This window comes from Streptomyces sp. sk2.1, from assembly GCF_008120935.1.
Taxonomy (GTDB): Bacteria; Actinomycetota; Actinomycetes; order Streptomycetales; family Streptomycetaceae; genus Streptomyces.
This window is the reverse complement of record NZ_RDBO01000032.1, coordinates 20955-38279: the sequence shown is the minus strand read 5'-3', so window position 1 is coordinate 38279 and position 17325 is coordinate 20955. Positions and strand designations below refer to the sequence as shown.

Annotated in this window: 22 protein-coding genes and 1 pseudogene; 5 read left to right on the top strand and 18 right to left on the bottom strand. The window is 69.9% G+C overall.

Annotated elements, in window-relative coordinates; all coding sequences use genetic code 11:
• Nucleotides 1-1532 precede the first annotated feature (1532 nt).
• Nucleotides 1533-1703, top strand: a complete 171-nt coding sequence (locus tag EAO76_RS46100) for a hypothetical protein (RefSeq protein ID WP_262375409.1) — start codon at nt 1533-1535, stop codon at nt 1701-1703.
• A gap of 17 nt (nt 1704-1720) precedes the next feature.
• On the opposite strand, the pseudogene EAO76_RS12170 reads toward EAO76_RS46100, so the two are convergent.
• Together EAO76_RS12170 and EAO76_RS12165 are read right to left on the bottom strand one after the other, a co-directional pair.
• Nucleotides 1721-2455: pseudogene (locus tag EAO76_RS12170) on the bottom strand (transposase family protein).
• A gap of 222 nt (nt 2456-2677) precedes the next feature.
• Nucleotides 2678-3277, bottom strand: coding sequence for a hypothetical protein (locus tag EAO76_RS12165; protein WP_148835939.1), 600 nt, complete (start codon nt 3275-3277; stop codon nt 2678-2680).
• A gap of 38 nt (nt 3278-3315) precedes the next feature.
• On the opposite strand from EAO76_RS12165, the gene EAO76_RS12160 reads away from it, so the two are divergent.
• Nucleotides 3316-3837, top strand: a complete 522-nt coding sequence (locus tag EAO76_RS12160) for a hypothetical protein (protein WP_148835938.1) — start codon at nt 3316-3318, stop codon at nt 3835-3837.
• Between the two features lie 317 nt (nt 3838-4154).
• On the opposite strand, the gene EAO76_RS46095 is transcribed toward EAO76_RS12160, so the two are convergent.
• The 10 genes from EAO76_RS46095 to EAO76_RS12110 all read right to left on the bottom strand — a co-directional run bounded on the left by EAO76_RS46095 (nt 4155) and on the right by EAO76_RS12110 (nt 10921).
• Nucleotides 4155-4673: a hypothetical protein gene (locus EAO76_RS46095; RefSeq protein ID WP_262375408.1), complete on the bottom strand. Its 519-nt coding sequence runs from the start codon at nt 4671-4673 to the stop codon at nt 4155-4157.
• An 82-nt stretch (nt 4674-4755) separates the two neighbouring features.
• On the bottom strand, nt 4756-5175 hold the full coding sequence (locus tag EAO76_RS12150) for an SRPBCC family protein (RefSeq protein ID WP_148835937.1): 420 nt from the start codon (nt 5173-5175) through the stop codon (nt 4756-4758).
• A 30-nt stretch (nt 5176-5205) separates the two neighbouring features.
• Nucleotides 5206-6216, bottom strand: coding sequence for an aldo/keto reductase (locus tag EAO76_RS12145; RefSeq protein WP_148835936.1), 1011 nt, complete (start codon nt 6214-6216; stop codon nt 5206-5208).
• 111 nt (nt 6217-6327) lie between these two features.
• Nucleotides 6328-7314, bottom strand: coding sequence for a TIGR03571 family LLM class oxidoreductase (locus tag EAO76_RS12140; protein ID WP_148835935.1), 987 nt, complete (start codon nt 7312-7314; stop codon nt 6328-6330).
• Between the two features lie 94 nt (nt 7315-7408).
• Nucleotides 7409-8239, bottom strand: a complete 831-nt coding sequence (locus EAO76_RS12135) for an aldo/keto reductase (RefSeq protein ID WP_148835934.1) — start codon at nt 8237-8239, stop codon at nt 7409-7411.
• 11 nt (nt 8240-8250) lie between these two features.
• A complete protein-coding gene (locus tag EAO76_RS12130; protein ID WP_148835933.1) occupies nt 8251-8598 on the bottom strand; it encodes a nuclear transport factor 2 family protein in 348 nt (115 codons plus the stop codon).
• Entirely contained in the window at nt 8595-9014 is a 420-nt protein-coding gene (locus tag EAO76_RS12125) for a heme-binding protein (RefSeq protein ID WP_148835932.1), read from the bottom strand. The genes EAO76_RS12130 and EAO76_RS12125 overlap by 4 nt, the downstream gene beginning before the upstream one ends.
• Before the next feature lie 37 nt (nt 9015-9051).
• Nucleotides 9052-10245: an MFS transporter gene (locus EAO76_RS12120; protein WP_148835931.1), complete on the bottom strand. Its 1194-nt coding sequence runs from the start codon at nt 10243-10245 to the stop codon at nt 9052-9054.
• A complete protein-coding gene (locus EAO76_RS12115) occupies nt 10227-10619 on the bottom strand; it encodes a hypothetical protein (RefSeq protein WP_187438579.1) in 393 nt (130 codons plus the stop codon). Before EAO76_RS12115 ends, EAO76_RS12120 begins: the two co-directional genes overlap by 19 nt.
• Nucleotides 10586-10921 (bottom strand): hypothetical protein, encoded by a 336-nt coding sequence (locus EAO76_RS12110; protein ID WP_148835929.1) that lies wholly within the window; start codon nt 10919-10921, stop codon nt 10586-10588. The genes EAO76_RS12115 and EAO76_RS12110 overlap by 34 nt, the downstream gene beginning before the upstream one ends.
• A 220-nt stretch (nt 10922-11141) precedes the next feature.
• Here EAO76_RS12110 and EAO76_RS12105 point away from each other — a divergent pair, with 220 nt between their 5' ends.
• On the top strand, nt 11142-11627 hold the full coding sequence (locus EAO76_RS12105; protein ID WP_148835928.1) for a MarR family winged helix-turn-helix transcriptional regulator: 486 nt from the start codon (nt 11142-11144) through the stop codon (nt 11625-11627).
• 51 nt (nt 11628-11678) lie between these two features.
• Here the strand turns inward: EAO76_RS12105 and EAO76_RS44490 are convergent, their stop codons facing one another.
• Complete coding sequence (locus EAO76_RS44490; protein ID WP_187438578.1) at nt 11679-11816, bottom strand: hypothetical protein; 138 nt, start codon at nt 11814-11816, stop codon at nt 11679-11681.
• A gap of 153 nt (nt 11817-11969) precedes the next feature.
• On the opposite strand from EAO76_RS44490, the gene EAO76_RS12100 reads away from it, so the two are divergent.
• The gene (locus EAO76_RS12100; RefSeq protein ID WP_316248332.1) at nt 11970-12416 is read left to right on the top strand and encodes an ASCH domain-containing protein; all 447 of its coding nucleotides are present in this window, start codon (nt 11970-11972) and stop codon (nt 12414-12416) included.
• On the opposite strand, the gene EAO76_RS12095 is transcribed toward EAO76_RS12100, so the two are convergent.
• The 5 genes from EAO76_RS12095 to EAO76_RS12075 form a co-directional block, all read right to left on the bottom strand.
• Complete coding sequence (locus EAO76_RS12095; RefSeq protein ID WP_148835927.1) at nt 12368-12694, bottom strand: hypothetical protein; 327 nt, start codon at nt 12692-12694, stop codon at nt 12368-12370. The genes EAO76_RS12100 and EAO76_RS12095 overlap by 49 nt on opposite strands.
• A gap of 26 nt (nt 12695-12720) precedes the next feature.
• A complete protein-coding gene (locus tag EAO76_RS12090; protein ID WP_148835926.1) occupies nt 12721-13029 on the bottom strand; it encodes a hypothetical protein in 309 nt (102 codons plus the stop codon).
• Between the two features lie 1181 nt (nt 13030-14210).
• Nucleotides 14211-14876, bottom strand: a complete 666-nt coding sequence (locus EAO76_RS12085; RefSeq protein ID WP_148835925.1) for a nitroreductase — start codon at nt 14874-14876, stop codon at nt 14211-14213.
• 178 nt (nt 14877-15054) lie between these two features.
• Nucleotides 15055-15822 carry an MBL fold metallo-hydrolase gene (locus tag EAO76_RS12080; protein ID WP_148835924.1) on the bottom strand — a complete coding sequence of 256 codons (768 nt, stop codon included), beginning with the start codon at nt 15820-15822 and terminating at the stop codon, nt 15055-15057.
• Nucleotides 15819-16208 (bottom strand): hypothetical protein, encoded by a 390-nt coding sequence (locus EAO76_RS12075; protein WP_148835923.1) that lies wholly within the window; start codon nt 16206-16208, stop codon nt 15819-15821. The genes EAO76_RS12080 and EAO76_RS12075 overlap by 4 nt, the downstream gene beginning before the upstream one ends.
• A gap of 23 nt (nt 16209-16231) precedes the next feature.
• On the opposite strand from EAO76_RS12075, the gene EAO76_RS12070 reads away from it, so the two are divergent.
• A complete protein-coding gene (locus EAO76_RS12070; RefSeq protein ID WP_148835922.1) occupies nt 16232-17197 on the top strand; it encodes a helix-turn-helix transcriptional regulator in 966 nt (321 codons plus the stop codon).
• Nucleotides 17198-17325 lie beyond the last annotated feature (128 nt).

Genomic DNA, 17325 nt, shown 5'->3' with positions numbered 1-17325 from the left:
GCGTCGGCCGTCCCGCCTGCCGCCGGTGCGCTGGACCCGGCCGCGTACGGGCGCCTCGGCACAGCCGAGGCCGCCATCGTCATCTCTGCCATCGGCGAGTGCCTTTGACCAGCGTCCCTTGCCTTCGCGGCGCCGTTGGCGATGCCTCGCAGCCCTCGATGAATGGCGAGCAGTTCCTCTTCGCCGAGCCGAAGTAACTGCGCAGGCATGAAGGCGAGACCATCTATGCGGACGAGCTTCGCCAACGCCTCCAACGGAGTCACCAGCCTTACGTCAGGACTCTGTGCCGAACGTGACGGAACCACGTCAGCCCACGATGAAGACTTATCCTCCGGGACCGGCTGCGGCAGGTGCACTGCCGATGGTGCGCCCCTACGCCGCTCGCCACCCGATCCCGCACCCTTTTGCCAATATTCTCACCCACATGTAGGGAATCGTCCGGTTCAATCTGGACGACCATCGAACCGATCGGAGTGCACCACCCAGAGCGCGCGTCGAAAGTGGAGCCATCCACCGGAGGCCGAGCGTCCTGCGCGGAACCTGACGAGCGCACGGGGACACGACCAGACACGGCGGCGCGGCATGGAACGGGGGCGCGGCCGACGCGGCGGCCTGGCAATGGGGCGAGGCACAGCCGCGGCGACGGCACGGCGCGGACCGGCGCGGACCGGTAAGGCGGCGGCCCGGGGCGAACGGTCGACAGCCCTGATCCCGGCCCTGCAACTGGCACCGGCATCGCGGCACGGCAGGTCGAGCGGCGGCACGGCCCGGGAGGTACGGACGGGAAGGAGGCCGACGGTGCGGTGCGATGCGATGCGATGAGGCGGCGACGACGACGGATGGGGCGGTGAGCAGACTTCCAGCGACCCACGAGGCACCCGCAGCACGCGCGGCCGGGCCGCGGGTCTGCGAGGCAGGTGGTCGACGACGCGGAGTGGCGCGGCCGCAGCCCGGGCCGCGAGCGGTCGACGCTCCTGCGCAGAACCCCGGCCCGGCACGGCGGCACTGTCCGGGGCCGGGCGGTCGACGGGCGGGTGCGCGGACATCACTGCCGACGATCTCAACGCCCTGCCGAACCCGGCGCACCGTCGGTGCAGCGGCCCGCGCGGTCAGATCCGACGCCTTCTGCGCCGTCCGTTCGCCCCGGCCAGCCGTGTAGTTGCATGCTGCCGTGAAGCACCCTCCGGGCCGCCCGGGCAGGGAGCCCAATCCGGTCGCGGGAGCGGCGCAAGGCGGTGCCGGGACGTTGCCGAGGCCGCTGAGCGGTTGGTTGGAAGGCACCCACCCAGGCACTCCCCTGGCGGCCGCCGACGAACCACACCGACCCCGAAGCCCGGCCGCAGAAACCACAGGGCGGGACACCTACCTTGCGACGAACCGGTTGTCAATTCATCTTTCTTGTATGGGAGTTGGCGTTCTACGCTCACGTGGTGACGTACATGAACTGGTCGGACGTGCTGACCCGGGGGGCGGCAGACCCCACCTTGACCTTCGCCCGCAAGACATGTACCCAGCCAGGAAAGTTCGCGTGGGTGGCTCCCCCGAGTATGGTCGTGGCCCCCACCGGGGAGCGGTATCCCCTCTGCGCCACGGTCTACTTCAAGGACTTCGACGGTGTCGCCAAGCCCTACTACCCGAGCATGAACGCGATGACAGAAGCGCACGACTGGTACGTAGGCATCTCCGGCCAGCCACCCGAATGAGTGAGCCTTTTCCAACCTCACGCTGACGCGTGGTGAAGGACGAGGACGGCCTGGACAATCGCTGCGATGCGGTTGGTGCTTCAGCGGAGCTTCCGCAGGAGACGTCAGCCCTTCAGGGTGGCCATGGCCTGCTCGCCGAGGCAGCGGATCTTGGCGTGTGTGCTGTTGTGACGGCGCTGCCACCGCTTGAGGCGACGGCCGCGGAAGGGCACCCGGATGGAGCCGCCGGCGCCCTGGTATGCCTTGTCGGCCCAGCGCTTGAGGTCGGCGTCGGTGAGTGCTTCGACGATGCCGTGGGTGCGGGCGGCGGTCAGGTCGTGGGTGGAGCCGGGCAACGCGGGCGAGGCCCACAACAGGCGGCCGAACGGGTCGGTGAGGACTTGGACGTTCATGCCGTGGCGTTTGTGTTTGCCCGAGTGGTACGGGGTGTCGGCGGCGATCCGGTCGATGGGCAGCAGGGTGCCGTCCAGGATCACGAACGCCTTGGTCCGCGCGAGGCGCATCGCCTCGGCCAGGGTGGGCGCGAGGGCGGCCAGTACGTCCACGGCCTCGCGTATGTAGCGGTATGCGGTCGCGATGCCGATACCGAACCCGGCGGCGAGTTGGGTGCAGGTGTCACCACAGCGCAGATGGGCCAGGGCGAGCAGAGCCTGACGGCCGGCGGTCAGACGCCGCCACCGGGTCCCGATCTCCCCTCGCCGGGCAGCGAGTCGCCCGGTCAGGTACCGCAGGATGCGACTGGACAGGTCGATCGAATGGGGCCTCCCCTGCTCGAACGAAGCCGAGAGCTTGGGGAAGGGTGGACAAGCACACGAAGCTCCTGGTGGCTGCGGGCGATCTTGGTCGAGAACCCGTCTACCAGGAGCTTCGTCGTTCCGCAGTTCCGTCCAACACATGTGACTGAGCACTTCAGTTGGCCGGTTGAGCGTTGACCGGGCAGGTGCGCCGTATCCCGTGCGGGCGCCGTCCCCGTTCTACTCCACCGGCTCGCACCAGGCGGCGACGAGATCGTGGAAGCGCGAGAAACGGGTGCCAGGAACAGTCTCACCACTGAACGTCTCGCCGTTGAGCCAGCAGATGTCGAAGATGTCGGTCTCGGTGTCGAGGAGGCAGCACACACCACCGGTGGTGGCGGTGAGGTCGGTGAACACCTTCCTGACGCTCGCGGACTGCACGAACATCCGGCTCATGCTCGAGGTAGCGGCTGTGAACTGCAGTGACGCAAAGTTCGGGTGCCATGCGGGGGAGAACCTGACCGTCAGGTAGATGTACCCGACCGACACCCGTCCCTGCTCGTCGACCCTGTCGGAATCGCGGAGGAAGAACTCGTGCACCGCGTCGTCGACGCCGACGACAATCGAGGTGTCCAGTTCGAGCGAGCCGCCTGCCGAACAGTCGACCGGTTCGCTCTTGAAATTCGAAGTGAACGGCACGATCAACTGCTCTCCGCCCGGCAGGGTCACCGGAAGCGGCGGCGTCTCGCGGCCTTGGGGGGCGAGCTCGGCCAGCCGGGTCAGCGCTCTCGCAACGTTCCGAGGGGGCATGAAGATCTCATAGCTGTAGTCCAGCCCCATACCGCCCCGCCTCCCCTGTCCTGAACCGTCATCCTGTCATGATCGGGATCGATCGCCCAGTTGATTCCAACGTGGCTGGCTTCGTCCGGACGCAGTCGGCAACGAAGCGCTCAGTTACAACACGCGGCCACCGCCGGCAGGTTGGAAATGGCCAGTTGTCTCCCTATTCCTGGAAGCCGGAAGAGACACACTTCGCCGGCCCCGGCGTGGAGACCACCGACGGTGATCTGATTCATGCCGGCACCGTCTATCACGGCCACGGGTTGCAGCCCGGCGGCTCGTTCGTCGTACGGCGCGCAGTAGCCGTTGAAGAGCCCACTTGGGTCTTTCGGACAGACCGGAAGGCCACGGACCTCGACCACGACATGGAGACCGTCCATGTCGCGTACGACGATGGCGAAATCGTCGGACTCGGTCTCCGTGACGGCAACGTTCGCTGGCGTCGGCATCTGGCTGTTGCCGGAGTACCCGTCGTGGCTACCGCGCTGACCGTTGCCGAACCCGGCCGACCGCTCATTGGCACCACCGACGGGCGGCTCCTGGACTGCTCGACCGTCTAGCAGTCCACCCAACCGTCCGGCCGTCGTGGGGGATCTCAGGTTTGGCCACCGCCGTGGCGCGTGCCACGTCGTAGATCTCGTGCGCAATCCGTACAGCGGCGCTGCAGCTGTCGGCGCGATCGGTGAAGACGTGCACACCACTCAGGCCGGGCTGATCAGTGCGGTGTATCGGGACGTCGGCCTCGAGATAAGGCAGGGGCATGACGCACCTCTCCTCTCGCTGTCCAGGGTTGAGGGGCCACTGCGGCCGTCCCGGTCCCCGCGGGCGCGGGTCCGGGGCGGCACAGAGTGCGGGTGTGGTCTGTCTGCGGCGCGGCTCACACGCGGCTCGTGTCCGCGTGCTGGCCCTCCGGGCCGGTCCGGCTCTCGATGTCGTCGTTCTGGTTGTGGCTGTTGTGCGGGCCGTGGAGGGTGCAGTGCACGCCCGGGTCGTTCGTCAGCTCACCGGTCAGGGCGTGCAGGAGATCGGTCACGTCATGGACCGGGGCCCACGTCGGGCCCTCGCATTCCTTGTCGGTCGGGCAGCCCACCAGGACCTCGAAGCCGACGTCGGCCGCCCCGGCGACCTCGTTGCGCTGGGCAAGGACGATGCGGTCCGCTCCAAGTCGGATCTCCGCGACACGGCCGCCGTCGGCGAGCTGAGGGATCTCGCCGATGTGCCAGCGGCGACGGCCCGGCCCCTGACGGTCGGGGCCGAGGTGGCGGACGGCCGCATGCGGGTGAGGATCGAGTCGTCCGCCAGCCCGGGGCCGCAGGCGAGGCCTCCTGGAGGCTCTGGACGCCACGCTCACCAGCACCCCCACCGTCTTCGACGTCGCTTTCCCCGCGCCTGACACGGGCTACTCCAGGGGCCCGGAACGAGTCGGCAGTCCGGATACGCGGGGGCGTACCCGGGCTTGCAGGAGGAAGGAAGGGGGCTCAGGCGGCGAGGGTGGTGTGGAGGGCGTCGAGGCCGTCGCGGTAGATGCCCGCGAACAGGTCCTCGGCCTCGGCGTCGGTGACGCCGTCGGGGTTGAATCGGCCGGACCACTGGACCTCGGCGACATCGTCCTGGCCGGGGACGGCGTGGACGCGGATCGTGGAGACGTAGCCGTTGACGGGGAACGGGGCTTCCAGGATGGCGTAGCTGTAGTGGCGCTCGGCCTCGTTGAAGGCGACGAGGCGCTCGATGATGATCCCGCCCTCGGGGTTGCGCAGGCGGCGGACGCGGCCGCCTGCGAGGGCGGTGCTCTCGGGGATGCAGGGGAGCCAGTCGGGGAGGGAGTCGAAGCCGCCGATGAGGTTCCAGACCTGCTGAGGGGAGGCGGGGACGATGCGGCTGACGGAGGTGAAGGCCATGATCGGATTTCCTGACGGGTTGGGGGTGATTCAGGCGCCGTACGGGAGCGGGGCGGCCGGGCTGACGAGGCCTGCGGCGCGCAGCTCTTGCCAGAACGCGGCGGGAGCGGTCTCGTTGAGCGCCGCCTGGTCCTCGGCGATGCGGCTGGGCTTGGTGGCACCGGCGACGACTGCGGCGGTGGCCGGGTGGGCGAGGGAGAACTGCAGGGCGGCGGCCTTGATGCTCACGCCGTGCTTCGCGGCCAGGTTCTTGAGCCGGGTGACGCGCTCGATGATGTGCGCAGGGGCTTCCTGGTACTCGAAGTGGGTGCCGCCGGCGAGGATGCCGGAGCTGTAGGGGCCACCGACGACCATGTCGGCGCCCTGTTCCTGGGCCATGGGCAGCAGGCGCTGGAGAGCGTGCTCGTGGTCGAGGAGGGTGTAGCGGCCGGCGAGGAGGAAGCCGTCGGGCCGCGGCTCGTCGAGGGACAGGGTGAGTTCGATGGGCTCGGTCTTGTTGACGCCGAGGCCCCACGCCTTGATGACGCCCTCGTCGCGCAGCCGGGACAGGACGCGGAAGGCGCCGGTGCGGGCCTCCTCGAACTTCTGCAGCCACGCGTCGCCGTGGAAGTCCTGGGCGATGTCGTGGACCCAGACGATGTCCAGGCGGTCGGTGCGCAGGCGCTCGAGGCTGTCCTCGATGGAGCGTTCGGTGGCCTCGGCGGTCCAGACGTGCAGCATCTTGTTGGGGTTGCCGTGCTCGAACAGGCCGCCCTTCTCACCGAGTTCGCGAGTGCCTTCCTCCAGCTCGTCGAGGATGACGCGGCCGACCTTGGTGGAGAGCACGTACTCGTCGCGGGGCTTGGCGGAGAGGACTTCGCCGAGGCGCTCCTCGGCGAGGCCGGCGCCGTAGAAGGGGGCGGTGTCGTAGTAGCGGACGCCCTGCTGCCAGGCGGCCTCGACGGTGGCGCGGGCCTCGTCGTCGGGGATCGCGCGGAACATGTTGCCGAGCGGGGCGGTGCCGTAGCCGAGCTTGCCGGGGAGGAGTTCCTTGAGGGACATGGTGGTGCCTTTTCGAGACGGAGAGTGGGGGGCGCAAGGGTCACTCGATAGATGCGAGCACCCTTTGCATGCTTTAACAATAATTGCAGACGCGGGCTAATGCAAGGGCTCCTACGCGCCGGACGCGGGGAATCGTGGCAGGACGTACTTTGCGAGCTCCTGCAGCAGCTCCTCCACCGGCCGGTCGTTGGGCCGCAGGTTGAAGGAGACGTGCGAGACCCCGAACAGCGCCATGGTCTCCAGGTGCTCGATCAGGGCGTTGCGGCCGGTGCTGAGGCCGAGCCGGATCGGACGGGCCGGGGCGTGCGGGTCTTCCTGAAGGGTGAGCACCATCGGGGTCACGTACGGCTTCTCCCCGGCGAGTTCGCGCCACTGGCGGGTCCGCAGGCGCAGCGCGCCCAGGTCGCGGGGGTAGTTGAGCGAGGCGTCGGCGTGCTCGGCGATCCACTCGGGCGTCTGCTGGGCACCGCCGGCGACGGCGATCGGGATGCCTGCCGCCTGCGCCGGTTTCGGCAGGACTTCCAGCTGGAAGTCCGGGCCGAGTCCGGCCCCGGGCAGTTCCAGCGGGCCGGGGCGCCAGGCGGCGCGCAGGGTGTGCAGTCCCTCGCGGAAGGCGGCGCCGCGGGCCTCGAAGTCCTGTCCGAAGAGCGGGTACTCGACGGGACGGTCGCCGCTGGCGAGGCCGAGCAGCATCCGGCCGCCGGAGAGCGCGTCGACGGTGGCGGCGGCCTTGGCGACGAGCAGCGGTTCGCGCAGCGGCAGGACGACGGCCGCGGTGCCGAGGACGGCGTGCTCGGTGACGGCGGCGAGGTGGCCGAGGTGGGTGAAGGTCTCGAAGACCGTCCCGGCGTCCCCGAAGCGGACGGGATCGAAGAGCGGGACGTCGCGCACCCAGAGGCCGGCGAAGCCGAGCCGGTCGGCGAGCTGTGCGAGGCGCGCGTGGTCGGCAAGGTCCGGGACGCCGTGGGGGCGGCCGGCCGTACGGTCGGCCGCCTGCCGGGAGGGGCCCCAGTCGTTGTCGAGGGGGAGTTCCAGGCCGAGGGTGAGCCGGCCCTCGCCGGGGGCGAGGCGGGTGAGGGCGGTGTGACGGGGTGCCATGGGTGAATCGGTCCTCAGAGCGGGGGAACGAGCGAAGCCCGCTGCGGGCCGGGAAGGGCCGGCCCGCAGCGGGCTTCCGGAGGTGCGGGGTCGGTCAGTTGAACTGGTCCGGGTGCGGGCCGGTGCGCAGGCCGCGGTCGGTGGCGGCGATGGCGGCCATGTCCTCGTCGGTCAGTTGGAAGTCGAAGACGTCCAGGTTCTGGCGGATGCGCGCCGGGGTGACGGACTTCGGGATGACGATGTTGCCGAGCTGGAGGTGCCAGCGCAGGACCACCTGGGCGGCGGACTTGCCGGTGCGGGCGGCGATCGCGGTGATCGCCGGGTCGTCCAGAACGGCGCCCTGGGCGAGCGGGCTCCACGCCTCGGTGGCGATGCCGTGCTCGGCGTGGAAGGCGCGCAGCTCGGCCTGCTGGAGGCCGGGGTGCAGCTCGATCTGGTTGACGGCAGGCACCAGCCGGCTGTTGTCCAACAGGCGCTGGAGGTGGGCGGGCTGGAAGTTGGAGACGCCCGCGGCGCGGATGCGGCCCTCGGAGGCGAGGCGCTCGACGGCGCGCCAGGAGTCCGGGTAGAGGTCGCGGGCCGGGGTGGGCCAGTGGATCAGGTAGAGGTCGATCTGCTCCAGACCGAGCTTGGCGAGGCCGGCGTCGAAGGCGCGCAGCGTGGCGTCGTAGCCTTGGTCGGCGTTCCACAGTTTGGTGGTGACGAACAGCTCCTCGCGCGGCAGGCCGGAGGCGGCCAGGGCGCGGCCGACTCCGGTCTCGTTGCCGTAGATCGCGGCGGTGTCGATGCTGCGGTAGCCGGCCTGGAGGGCGGAGGTGACGGCGGCGGTGGTCTCGTCGTCGGGGACCTGGAAGACGCCGAAGCCGAGCTGGGGGATCTCGACGCCGTTGTTGAGCTTGACGGTGGGGACGGTGGAGTTGTTCATGGTGCGCACTTTCAGAGAGGGCGGTCAGTGACGGTGTAGCGGACGGTCTGGGCGCTGATGAGTCCGTCGCGGAAGACGAAGGTGTCGGTGCCGTCGGTGACCTGGTGGGTGGCGGTGGCGGCGGTCCACTGGAGGAACAGCACCCCGCCCGCGAACTGCGGGTCCAGCTGCCAGTCGGCGTCCGGGAGATCGGCCAGGAGACGGCCGATGACCCGCCGGACCCCGTCGTGACCGCGGAACACACCCTCGGGGGTGATGAGGACGGTGTCCTCGGTGTAGTTCCCGGCGATGTGGTCGAGGCCCCCTGTGCCCAGGCGCTGCCCGTGGTCGGCGAAGACCTCCTGCGGGGTGCGGGTCACCGGGCGAGTTCCGTCAGCGCGGCGGTGGCGAAGGAGTGGTCCTGCTCGGGGGCGCCGCCGCCGAGGCCGAGGGCGCCGACGAGCTTGCCGTCGCGGTGGATCGGGACGCCGCCGGCGATGAAGAGGAGCGGCCGGTCGAGCGCGGTGGGCAGGGTGTGGAACGGTCCGTCCGGCTTGACGAGGTCGACCAGGTCGGCGGTGGGGGCGCCCAGCTGGAGGGCGGTGTATGCCTTGCGGGTGCTGGTCTCCCCGGAGATCAGCACGGCGCTGTCGTCACGGAGGAAGGCGAGCAGGTGACCGCCCGCGTCCAGGACGGTGACGCTGACCGCGACCCCGGCCGCCCGGGCGGCGCGGCGGGCGGCGGCGACGAGGGTCTCGGCGTCGGCGGTGGTCAGCGGGGTGAGGGTGGTGTTCATGGTGGCGCTTCTCCTGGAAGGAACGGGGAGGGGGCGGTCAGTGGTGGACGGGGACGGGAGCGGCGGTGACGGCGCCCTCCCGTACGGGGGTGCGGCGCTCCAGGGCGGCGGACCAGATGGCCAGCAGGAGGGCGGCCCCGGCGAGCAGCGCGCCGACCCAGTTCGGGGCGGTGTAGCCGAGGCCGGCGGCGATGACCATGCCGCCGAGCCACGCGGCGAGGGCGTTGCCGAGGTTGAAGGCGCCGATGTTGACGGCGGAGGCCAGAGTGGGCGCGCCGTGCGCCTGGTCGAGGACCCGCTTCTGCAGCGGCGGGACAGTGGCGAAGCCGAGCGCCCCGACGAGCATGATGGAAACCGCGGCGAGGACCTTGTTGTGCGCGGTGAGAGTGAACAGGGCCAGCACGACGGCGAGTCCGCCGAGAGAGGCGTAGAGCATCGGCATCAGCTTGCGGTCGGCGAACTTGCCGCCGAGCAGGTTGCCGAGGAACATCCCGACGCCGAACAGGACCAGCAGCCAGGTGACGGCGCCGTCGGAGTACCCGGCGACGTGGGTCATCATCGGGGCGATGTAGGTGATCGCCGCGAAGACACCGCCGAAGCCGAGGACGGTCATCGCCATGGCGAGCAGGACCTGGGGGTTGCGGAACGCCGTGAGCTCGCGGCGCAGGTGGGCGCCCTCGGGGCGGGGCAGGGCGGGGACGAGCTTGGCGATGCCGAGCAGTCCGACCACGCCGAGCGCGGCGACGACGGCGAAGGTGACGCGCCAGCCGACGGCCTGGCCGATGAAGGTGCCCAGCGGAACGCCGGCGATGTTGGCGATGGTGAGGCCGGTGAACATCGTGGCGATGGCGCCGGCCTTCTTGTCGGGGGCAACGAGGTCGGCGGCGACCACCGAGCCGATGCCGAAGAACGCGCCGTGGGCGAGGGAGGCCACGATGCGACCGGCGAGCATCACGCCCATGGTCGGCGCCACGGCGGAGAGCAGGTTCCCCACCACGAACAGGCCCATGAGGATCATGAGCATCTTCTTGCGGCCGATCCGGGTGCCGAGCACCGTCATCAGCGGGGCGCCGATGACGACGCCGATCGCGTAACCGGTGACCAGGAGTCCGGCGGAGGGGATGGACACCCCGTAGTCGCCGGCGATCTCGGGCAGCAGGCCCATGACCACGAACTCGGTCGTACCGATCCCGAAGGCCCCGATGGCCAGGGCTAGGAGCGCGAGAGGCATGGTGTGCCGTCCTCCGTACGATTGCTGTTGCGCCTTACGCGCTCCAACAATAATTGCATGCGCGGATTAAATACAAGTGCGGGCATCTGCTTGTCGCCGATGGTAGGCGATGGCGGCAAACGCGCGAACGCGGGCGGGGTCCGGAACCATGTCGGTCCGGGTCCCACCCGCGCCGGTCGGGCACCTCGGCCGGCGAAGCCGCCCTCGGGCCGGATGATCTCCAAACTGATGCCATCCGGGTCGTTGAAGTAGGCGACCTTGGTGCCGAGCGCCGCCTCGGGTGTCACCTCGCCCGCGATGAACGTGCAGCCGTCGCCGAGGCAGGCACAGCCGGCCTCCTTCATCCGCCGGTACACCGCGTCGAAGTCGTCCACCCGCAGGCACAGGCACATCGAGCCCGGACGGTTGGCGGCGCCCCGGTCGGCTCACCCGACGGGTTGCGGAACCCGATGAGGTCGATGCCGAGGCCGTTGTCGAGGTTGATCGCGGCACAGCGCAGATCCGCGGTGGACAGGCCCTGCACCCCACCAAAGGGCACGCCGTGCGTGGCCCCCGAGGCGACGGGCTCGCGCCCGGTGAGCGCCTCGTAAAACGCGACCGAGGCGTCCAGGTCCGACACCGAGATCCCGACGCGGGCCGCCCTGGTGAGGTTCATCGGGGTACTGGAAACGGTCATGACGATTCCCTTCGCCCCGGGCCCGCGCAGCGGCGGTCGCTGCGCGGACTCGGGGCGGATTCCCGAGGAGCCAGGTGGAACCGATTCTCCGGACGGCGGTGGGTCACGCATCCGGGCGCCACGAAGCGAAATGATTGTGTGAGCCGAATGCACGCGTTGGCTAATATTGTGCGCAAGGGCTTATCCTGGAGAACACGCACCTGGAAGGAGCGCCGCGCCCATGACCGCCACGGACCCCGCACTGACCGCCCTCGCCAACGGCTGGGCCGCCCTCTACCTCCTGGCCGGCCGGATCGAGGCACACATCGAGCGCACCCTCCAGGCCGAGCACGACCTGAGCGTGCGCGAGTACTCGCTGCTCGACGTGCTCAGCCGCCAGCACGAAGGCGAGGGCGGGCACCTGCAGATGAAGCAGGTCGCCGACGCGGTCGTGCTCAGCCAGAGCGCCACCACCCGCCTCGTCACCCGGCTGGAGAACCGCGGCCTGCTCTCGCGCTACCTCTGCGCGACCGACCGCCGCGGCATCTACACCGACGTTACCGGGCCCGGCCTGGAGCTCCTGGAAGCGGCCAGGCCGACCAACGAGGCCGCTCTCCGGGAGGCGCTGGACGAGGCCGCCAAGAACCCCGAGCTGGCCCCGCTGGTCGCCACCGTCGAGGAGATGAACATGTCGCGACGGCTCCCGGAGCCCGCTACCGCACGCTGAGCACCACGAAGCCCCGGGACCTCGACAGGCGGTCCCGGGGCTTCGCGCTGACTACTGCCGCTCGTCCTCGATCAGGCCATGCTCCCGGAGCAGCTCGCGCTCGATCGCTTCGCGGAAGCGGCCGGAGGGCGGGTGGAGTTCGTCGATGCCGTCCAGCGCGAGGGACGTGTCCTCCTGGCTGGATGCCAACGGGTGCTCTTGATCACGCCACCGTGACTGGCCGGACCCGCCGTAGCCCGACCTGTAGCCTCCCGGCTCCGGCTCCGGCTCCGTTGGCGCGGTACCGCTCACGCGGGCACGAGTTGTCATCGATGACGAAGAGCTGGGCATATGATCATGCGTGTGTCGCCTGTGGACGGGATGCCCACGCCGAGCGGGACGGATGGGACGATGTGGCCGCGAGTCAACGGTATGCGTGCGCTGGAACTGGGGCTTCCCGGTGAGATGCGGGACATGCTCAACTCTTTGGTTCTGACAGGCGCCAAGACCGCCACGACCTGTCTGCTCGACGAGTATGCCGAAGAGGCCGAAGGCCTGGAGTACGCCGGTGAGCGGCAGGCTCTCCTGGACAACGAGGGCCGGTGCGTGGCCACCCTGGAGTTCATCGGTGTAGAGGTGAAGCCCTTTGGCGATGTCACCTGGGAACATGCCAGGGCCGAGGGGGAAGGCGATGCTTCTCTTGAGGCCTGGCGCGATGTGCACCGGCGTTTCTGGGACCGTGAGGGCACCACGGTCGATGATCACACCGTCGTTGTCTGTCTGGCCTTCCGGGTGGCGGAGAACGGCTGATTTCCCGGGCCGCCATCGTGATCGCTTTCCCCACGCGCCATCCGACCCGACCCCGCCGGGGCGTCGGCGAACAGCGCCTCGGCCCGGTGCTTGATGTGGTTGCGGAGCGTGAGGCCGCCCGCCGGGTCCGTCAGCCGGCGCATCGCGCTGTCCAGCTCCACCACCAGGCCGTGCAGGTCCTTCGGGTCGTGCCGGACGCAGTCCGGCACGGTGGCGGTCAGGGCAAGCCGAGGAGCGGCGGGAACAACAGCACGGCGTCGACGCGGGCGGGACAGCACGGCAGACACCTCACGTTGCTATGCCGTCAAGTCCGGGGCACGAGTCCTCCGTTCACGGCGCGGAGGAAGAGCCGCTGGTGCCACTCGTTGGCGTCCGGTCCGGGGTCGGTGGCCAGGACGGGGTTGGGGCCGGTCTCGATGAGGTGCAGGAGCGTCCAGGCGACGCCGTAGCAGTCGTCGAGGCCGAAGCAGGCGACAAGCGCACGGGCCTCCTCTCCCGTGACCGGCTTCGGAATCACTTCGAGCTGCTCGACGCGCCTGTCGATCTCTTCTTCGCTCGCGTCCCAGTCAGGGAGCGGGCCGTCGGCGACGAATGCCTGGACTTGAGGTCTCACATGCGCATAGTCGGTGACCGTCGACCTCCCCGGCAAGACGCGGGTGCGTCCGGCACCGGCAGCCGTCCCCGGACCCGACGACGCGAAGCGACGGGGACGGCTGCGGCCGACCGTCGACCATCGCGCGGCGAACGCCGCAGCAGGGCGGCCGGATCCCGGCAGCAGCGAGGCAGGGGCGGCGAGGCGAAGCCGGCCGGGGCGGCGAGGCACGTATCTACGGAGTACGGGATCGTGGGCCAGATGGCAAACAAGCCCCGGGGCCCGGGTTCCGGTCCTGTGTCCTGGCGGGCACGGCAGAGGCTGAGCGGCGGCGCGACCACGACCGGGCCGTCGACGCGACAGGAACCCAGGGCGGCGGGGCCACGGCGGCGACACGGGGCGGGGCCGCGGAGTAGGTGGTCGACGACGCGGAGCGGTGAGGCGGTGGTCCGGGGCGGGCGGGCGACGGCCCTGGGCCCGGCCCCGTCTGCAACCGGACCCGGCGCCGCCCCAAAAGGGACGGGCGAGAAACGTAGCCGACGGCACGGAACGGAGCGGCGGCAACGAGGCCGTGGGCGGCGGGGCAGCCGATGACCAGACCTCCAGCGACATACGAAGCCGGGCCTGGCCGCCTGGCGACCGGGGCACTCGCCGTGCAGCAGTGGCTGCCGCATCAAGGGTGAGCTGAGTACCCGGGCCGGGGGCGTTACGACCCGGCACAGGCAGAACAACCCGGCACGGCGGGGCGGGACGGAGCGGTGAGACACGACGGAGCCTCAGGCGGTCGACGACCTACGTGAAGTCCTGCCCCGGCAGAGCAGGGAGCGGTGACCGGACAGCCAGAGCGCGACACACGCGGCACGCACCGCCGGACCGCGGCAGCGGAGACACTACGGCGAGAACGAACTGTGCACCCGGGCGCGGGCGTTACACCCCGGCCCGGCGAAACAGCGCGGCGCGGGGCGGCACGGGGCCGTGGCCAGGCCATCGACCACAACACAGCCCGGCGGCAGCGCGGCCCGGCGGCAGCGCGGCCCGGCGGCAGCGCGGCCCGGCGGCAGCGCGGCCCGACGGCGGCGCAGAGTAGGTGGTCGACGGCGCGGAGCGGTGAGGCCCGGCCCTGCGATTGATCTTGGTCGGCGAGCGCGAGGACATGGGGACGGTCGTGCCTGCTGATCCTGCGGATCTCGACCATCCGGTGGTTATGTTCCGATGAAGTTCACTGTTTCCCTCATGTCTGCCCGCCCGGTGCACAGCGGTGGCACGCCTACTTTCTCGAATCCCACCGAGACACCGCAGAGCAGCACGAGCCTGTCGTCGGCCCCGACTGTCCGGCTGACGGTCTTGCGATACATCGTCCACATCACCTGGGGGCAGCTGTGCAGCCCTTCCGCCCTCAGCAACAGCATGACCGTCTGCAGGTACATCCCCGCGTCCGCCCACTGCCCGGGGCCCATCGCCCGGTCGAGATAGCAGAACAGCACGAGCGGCGCCCCGAACGCCTCCGAGTTCAAAGCGGCGATCTTCATGGGCCGGTCGGGGTCGTCGCGCTCGATGCCCAGCGCTTCGTACCGCTGGGCGGCCGCGGCGGCGAAACGGTCCATATACGGCGAGGCCAGTCCGTCCGGGTACATCGGGTACTCCCGCTCGTCGCCCGGGTCGCCCGCCAGTGCCCTGGCCGTCGCGCGCCTCTTCAGTTCGGCCAGGGGCTCGCCGGCCACGACATAGACATGCCATGGCTGGAGGTTCCCACTCGACGGAGCCCGCGTCGCTGCGGTCAGCACTCGTTCGAGAACCTCCTGGGACACCGGTTCGTCGCTGAACGCCCGCACGGCCCGACGACCGACCACAGCTTCATACACATCCACGCGGTTCTCGTCCCTTCACTCAACGTAGTCCAACTCCTTGGCGCTGCGGCCGCCGAGATCCCACGGCCCTTGAATCGACGACAGAACACTCATGGAAGACAGCTTCTTGCTCTCGTGTGGCCGACGGCCGGCGCCCGCCGGGGTCAGAGGTCTCCGAGGCGCAGTTGACCAAGAGGATCTACGGGCACGGTTCCTGTTGGAGGTAGCTCTGTGTCAGTTCGAGCAGGCGGCTCCGGTCGAAGCTGCGGCCGTGGCCCGGGTGGACGACGGACAGGTCCAGGTCCGCAAGGTGCTCCATGCTGTGCCGGTAGGCGGAGCGGACCGATTCAGGGAGGTCATCGATGAGGTAGCCGTCGTAGACCACATCCCCCGTGTAGAGCGCGCCGGTGCGCTCCTCGTGGAGGGCGATGCATCCGGGTGTGTGGCCAGGCAGGTGGATGACCGCCAGTGTGCGGCCACCCAGGTCGATGACGTCTCCGTCGTGAAGACGGTGGGTCACCGTCAGCGGAGCCACGCTGTAGGTGCGCGGGTTGTATCCAGGGCCGGGAAGAGAGTCGATCAGCAGGTCCGGCAGGTACTCCTCCGCCGGGACGATGCCGATTCTGTTGTAGAGCTCGGTGGTGTACAGGCTCGCGGGTACGCCGCGCGCGAGCGCGTCGGCGGCGGCAGTGTGGGCGGCTTGTTCGCGGAACTCGCCCGCTCCTCCGACATGGTCCAGATGGGCATGAGTGAGGATCACCAGCGGATCCCGCTCGAACAGCTGCGGGATCTCCGCGCTCAGGGAGGCCACGCCCAAACCCGCGTCCACGACGATGTCGCGGTCTGCTCCACGCAACCACCACAAGTTGGCCCGCAGCAACTTGTCGACATGCGGTTCGGTGATCCGGACAACTCCGCCACCGAGTTCGTGCAGCTCATACCAGCAGCCCGTGACCACCCCGGTCATCCGCCGATCCCCCTCAGAGTCTCGCCGCTCCCCGCTGAGAGCAGGCGGTGGCCGTACTCCACGGACTTCCGGTTCAGCTCGAAGGGCAGCTCCTCCGCATCGGCCAGGACCTTGCAGCGACCGGGATGTGGGACGAACGTGACCCGAACAGGGGCCACCGCAGTCACATCCGCATCCGTCAGCTCGTAAGAGCCGGCGCCCGCCCCGACATTGACTACGGTGCGAGCCCCAGCCGTAGCGTTGCGGATCAGTTCGGCCAGGCGCGGGGCAGGCTTGCGGACCTGCTGGTAGCCAAAACCAATACGGTCGTACGTCGCCGTCGCCGGGCTTCCCCCAGCAGCAGAAGCAGTCATGCGCCGGATCACATCAGGCTGTTCACCCACCACGCGAAAGATTTAGTGTGGGCCGAATGTTGCTGCTCCGGCTCGACGTCGACGACCTGGCCTCGGTCCGGTTCGCCCATTCACCGCTCACCGAGACCGTCCTGAGCCTGTGGGCCTGGCACCACCCGGTGCGACACGCCGAACACCAGCTCTTTCTCCGCCAGTCCGCCCCGCTGCTGAGACAGCTCGACTGGCCCTTGCTGCAGGCGCTGGTCGGCCCCCGCCGACGGATTCCCGACTTCGTCACCCCGCATCCGACGACGTCCACCCCCGACATCGATGACGAGTTCGCCGCGCTGCGGGCGACGCCGACCGAACGCATGGTGCCCGAACTGCTCCAGGCCGCCAGCGGCAGAGAGCTGGACCCGAATCTCCAGCAGGTGTACGACGCACCTCGGCACCTCCTCGCGCGGATCGCCGAGGCCCTCCACGCCTACTGGGCGCTCGTGATCGCACCGCATTGGCCGCGGATGCACGCCGTTCTGCGGGCCGACGTCCTCCACCGGGCCCGCCGACTGACCGACGAGGGCGCGGCCGCCCTCTTCCCGGACATCGACCCGGGGCTGTGCTGGGAGGCCGGCACGCTCAGTGTGGACGCTCTGTGCGACGAGCCCCGCGATGAAGCGGTGGACGGACGGGGGGTGATCCTTACCCCGTCCCTGTTCAGTCACCACACCAGTACCCTCGTCAATCCCGCGCTGCCGCCGAGGATCCTCTACCCAGCGCGAGGCCGGGCCACGGTCTGGCACACCGAAGCGGCCGCTCCACCCCAAGCCCTGGCAGACCTCCTCGGCAGTACCCGTGCCCGCATCCTGACGCTTCTCGCCGAGCCCTCGAGCACCACCGATCTGGCCCGCCGACTCGCGCTCAGCCAGGGAACGGTGAACCAGCACCTCGGCATCCTGCACCGGACCGGTCTTATCACCCGGGCCCGGCACGGACACCTCGTCCTGTACCTGCGCGCCCCTCTCGGCGATCAGCTCGTGACATGAAGACGGGACCCCGGTCGCTGGTCTGGCGTCGGCGACAGTCGATCGATGGCATACGGTTCCGGGTCCGGACTGGTGGTTCGCGGCGGGACGTGCCCGTCGGGTACGGGTCGTGGGGCCGGATCTACGAT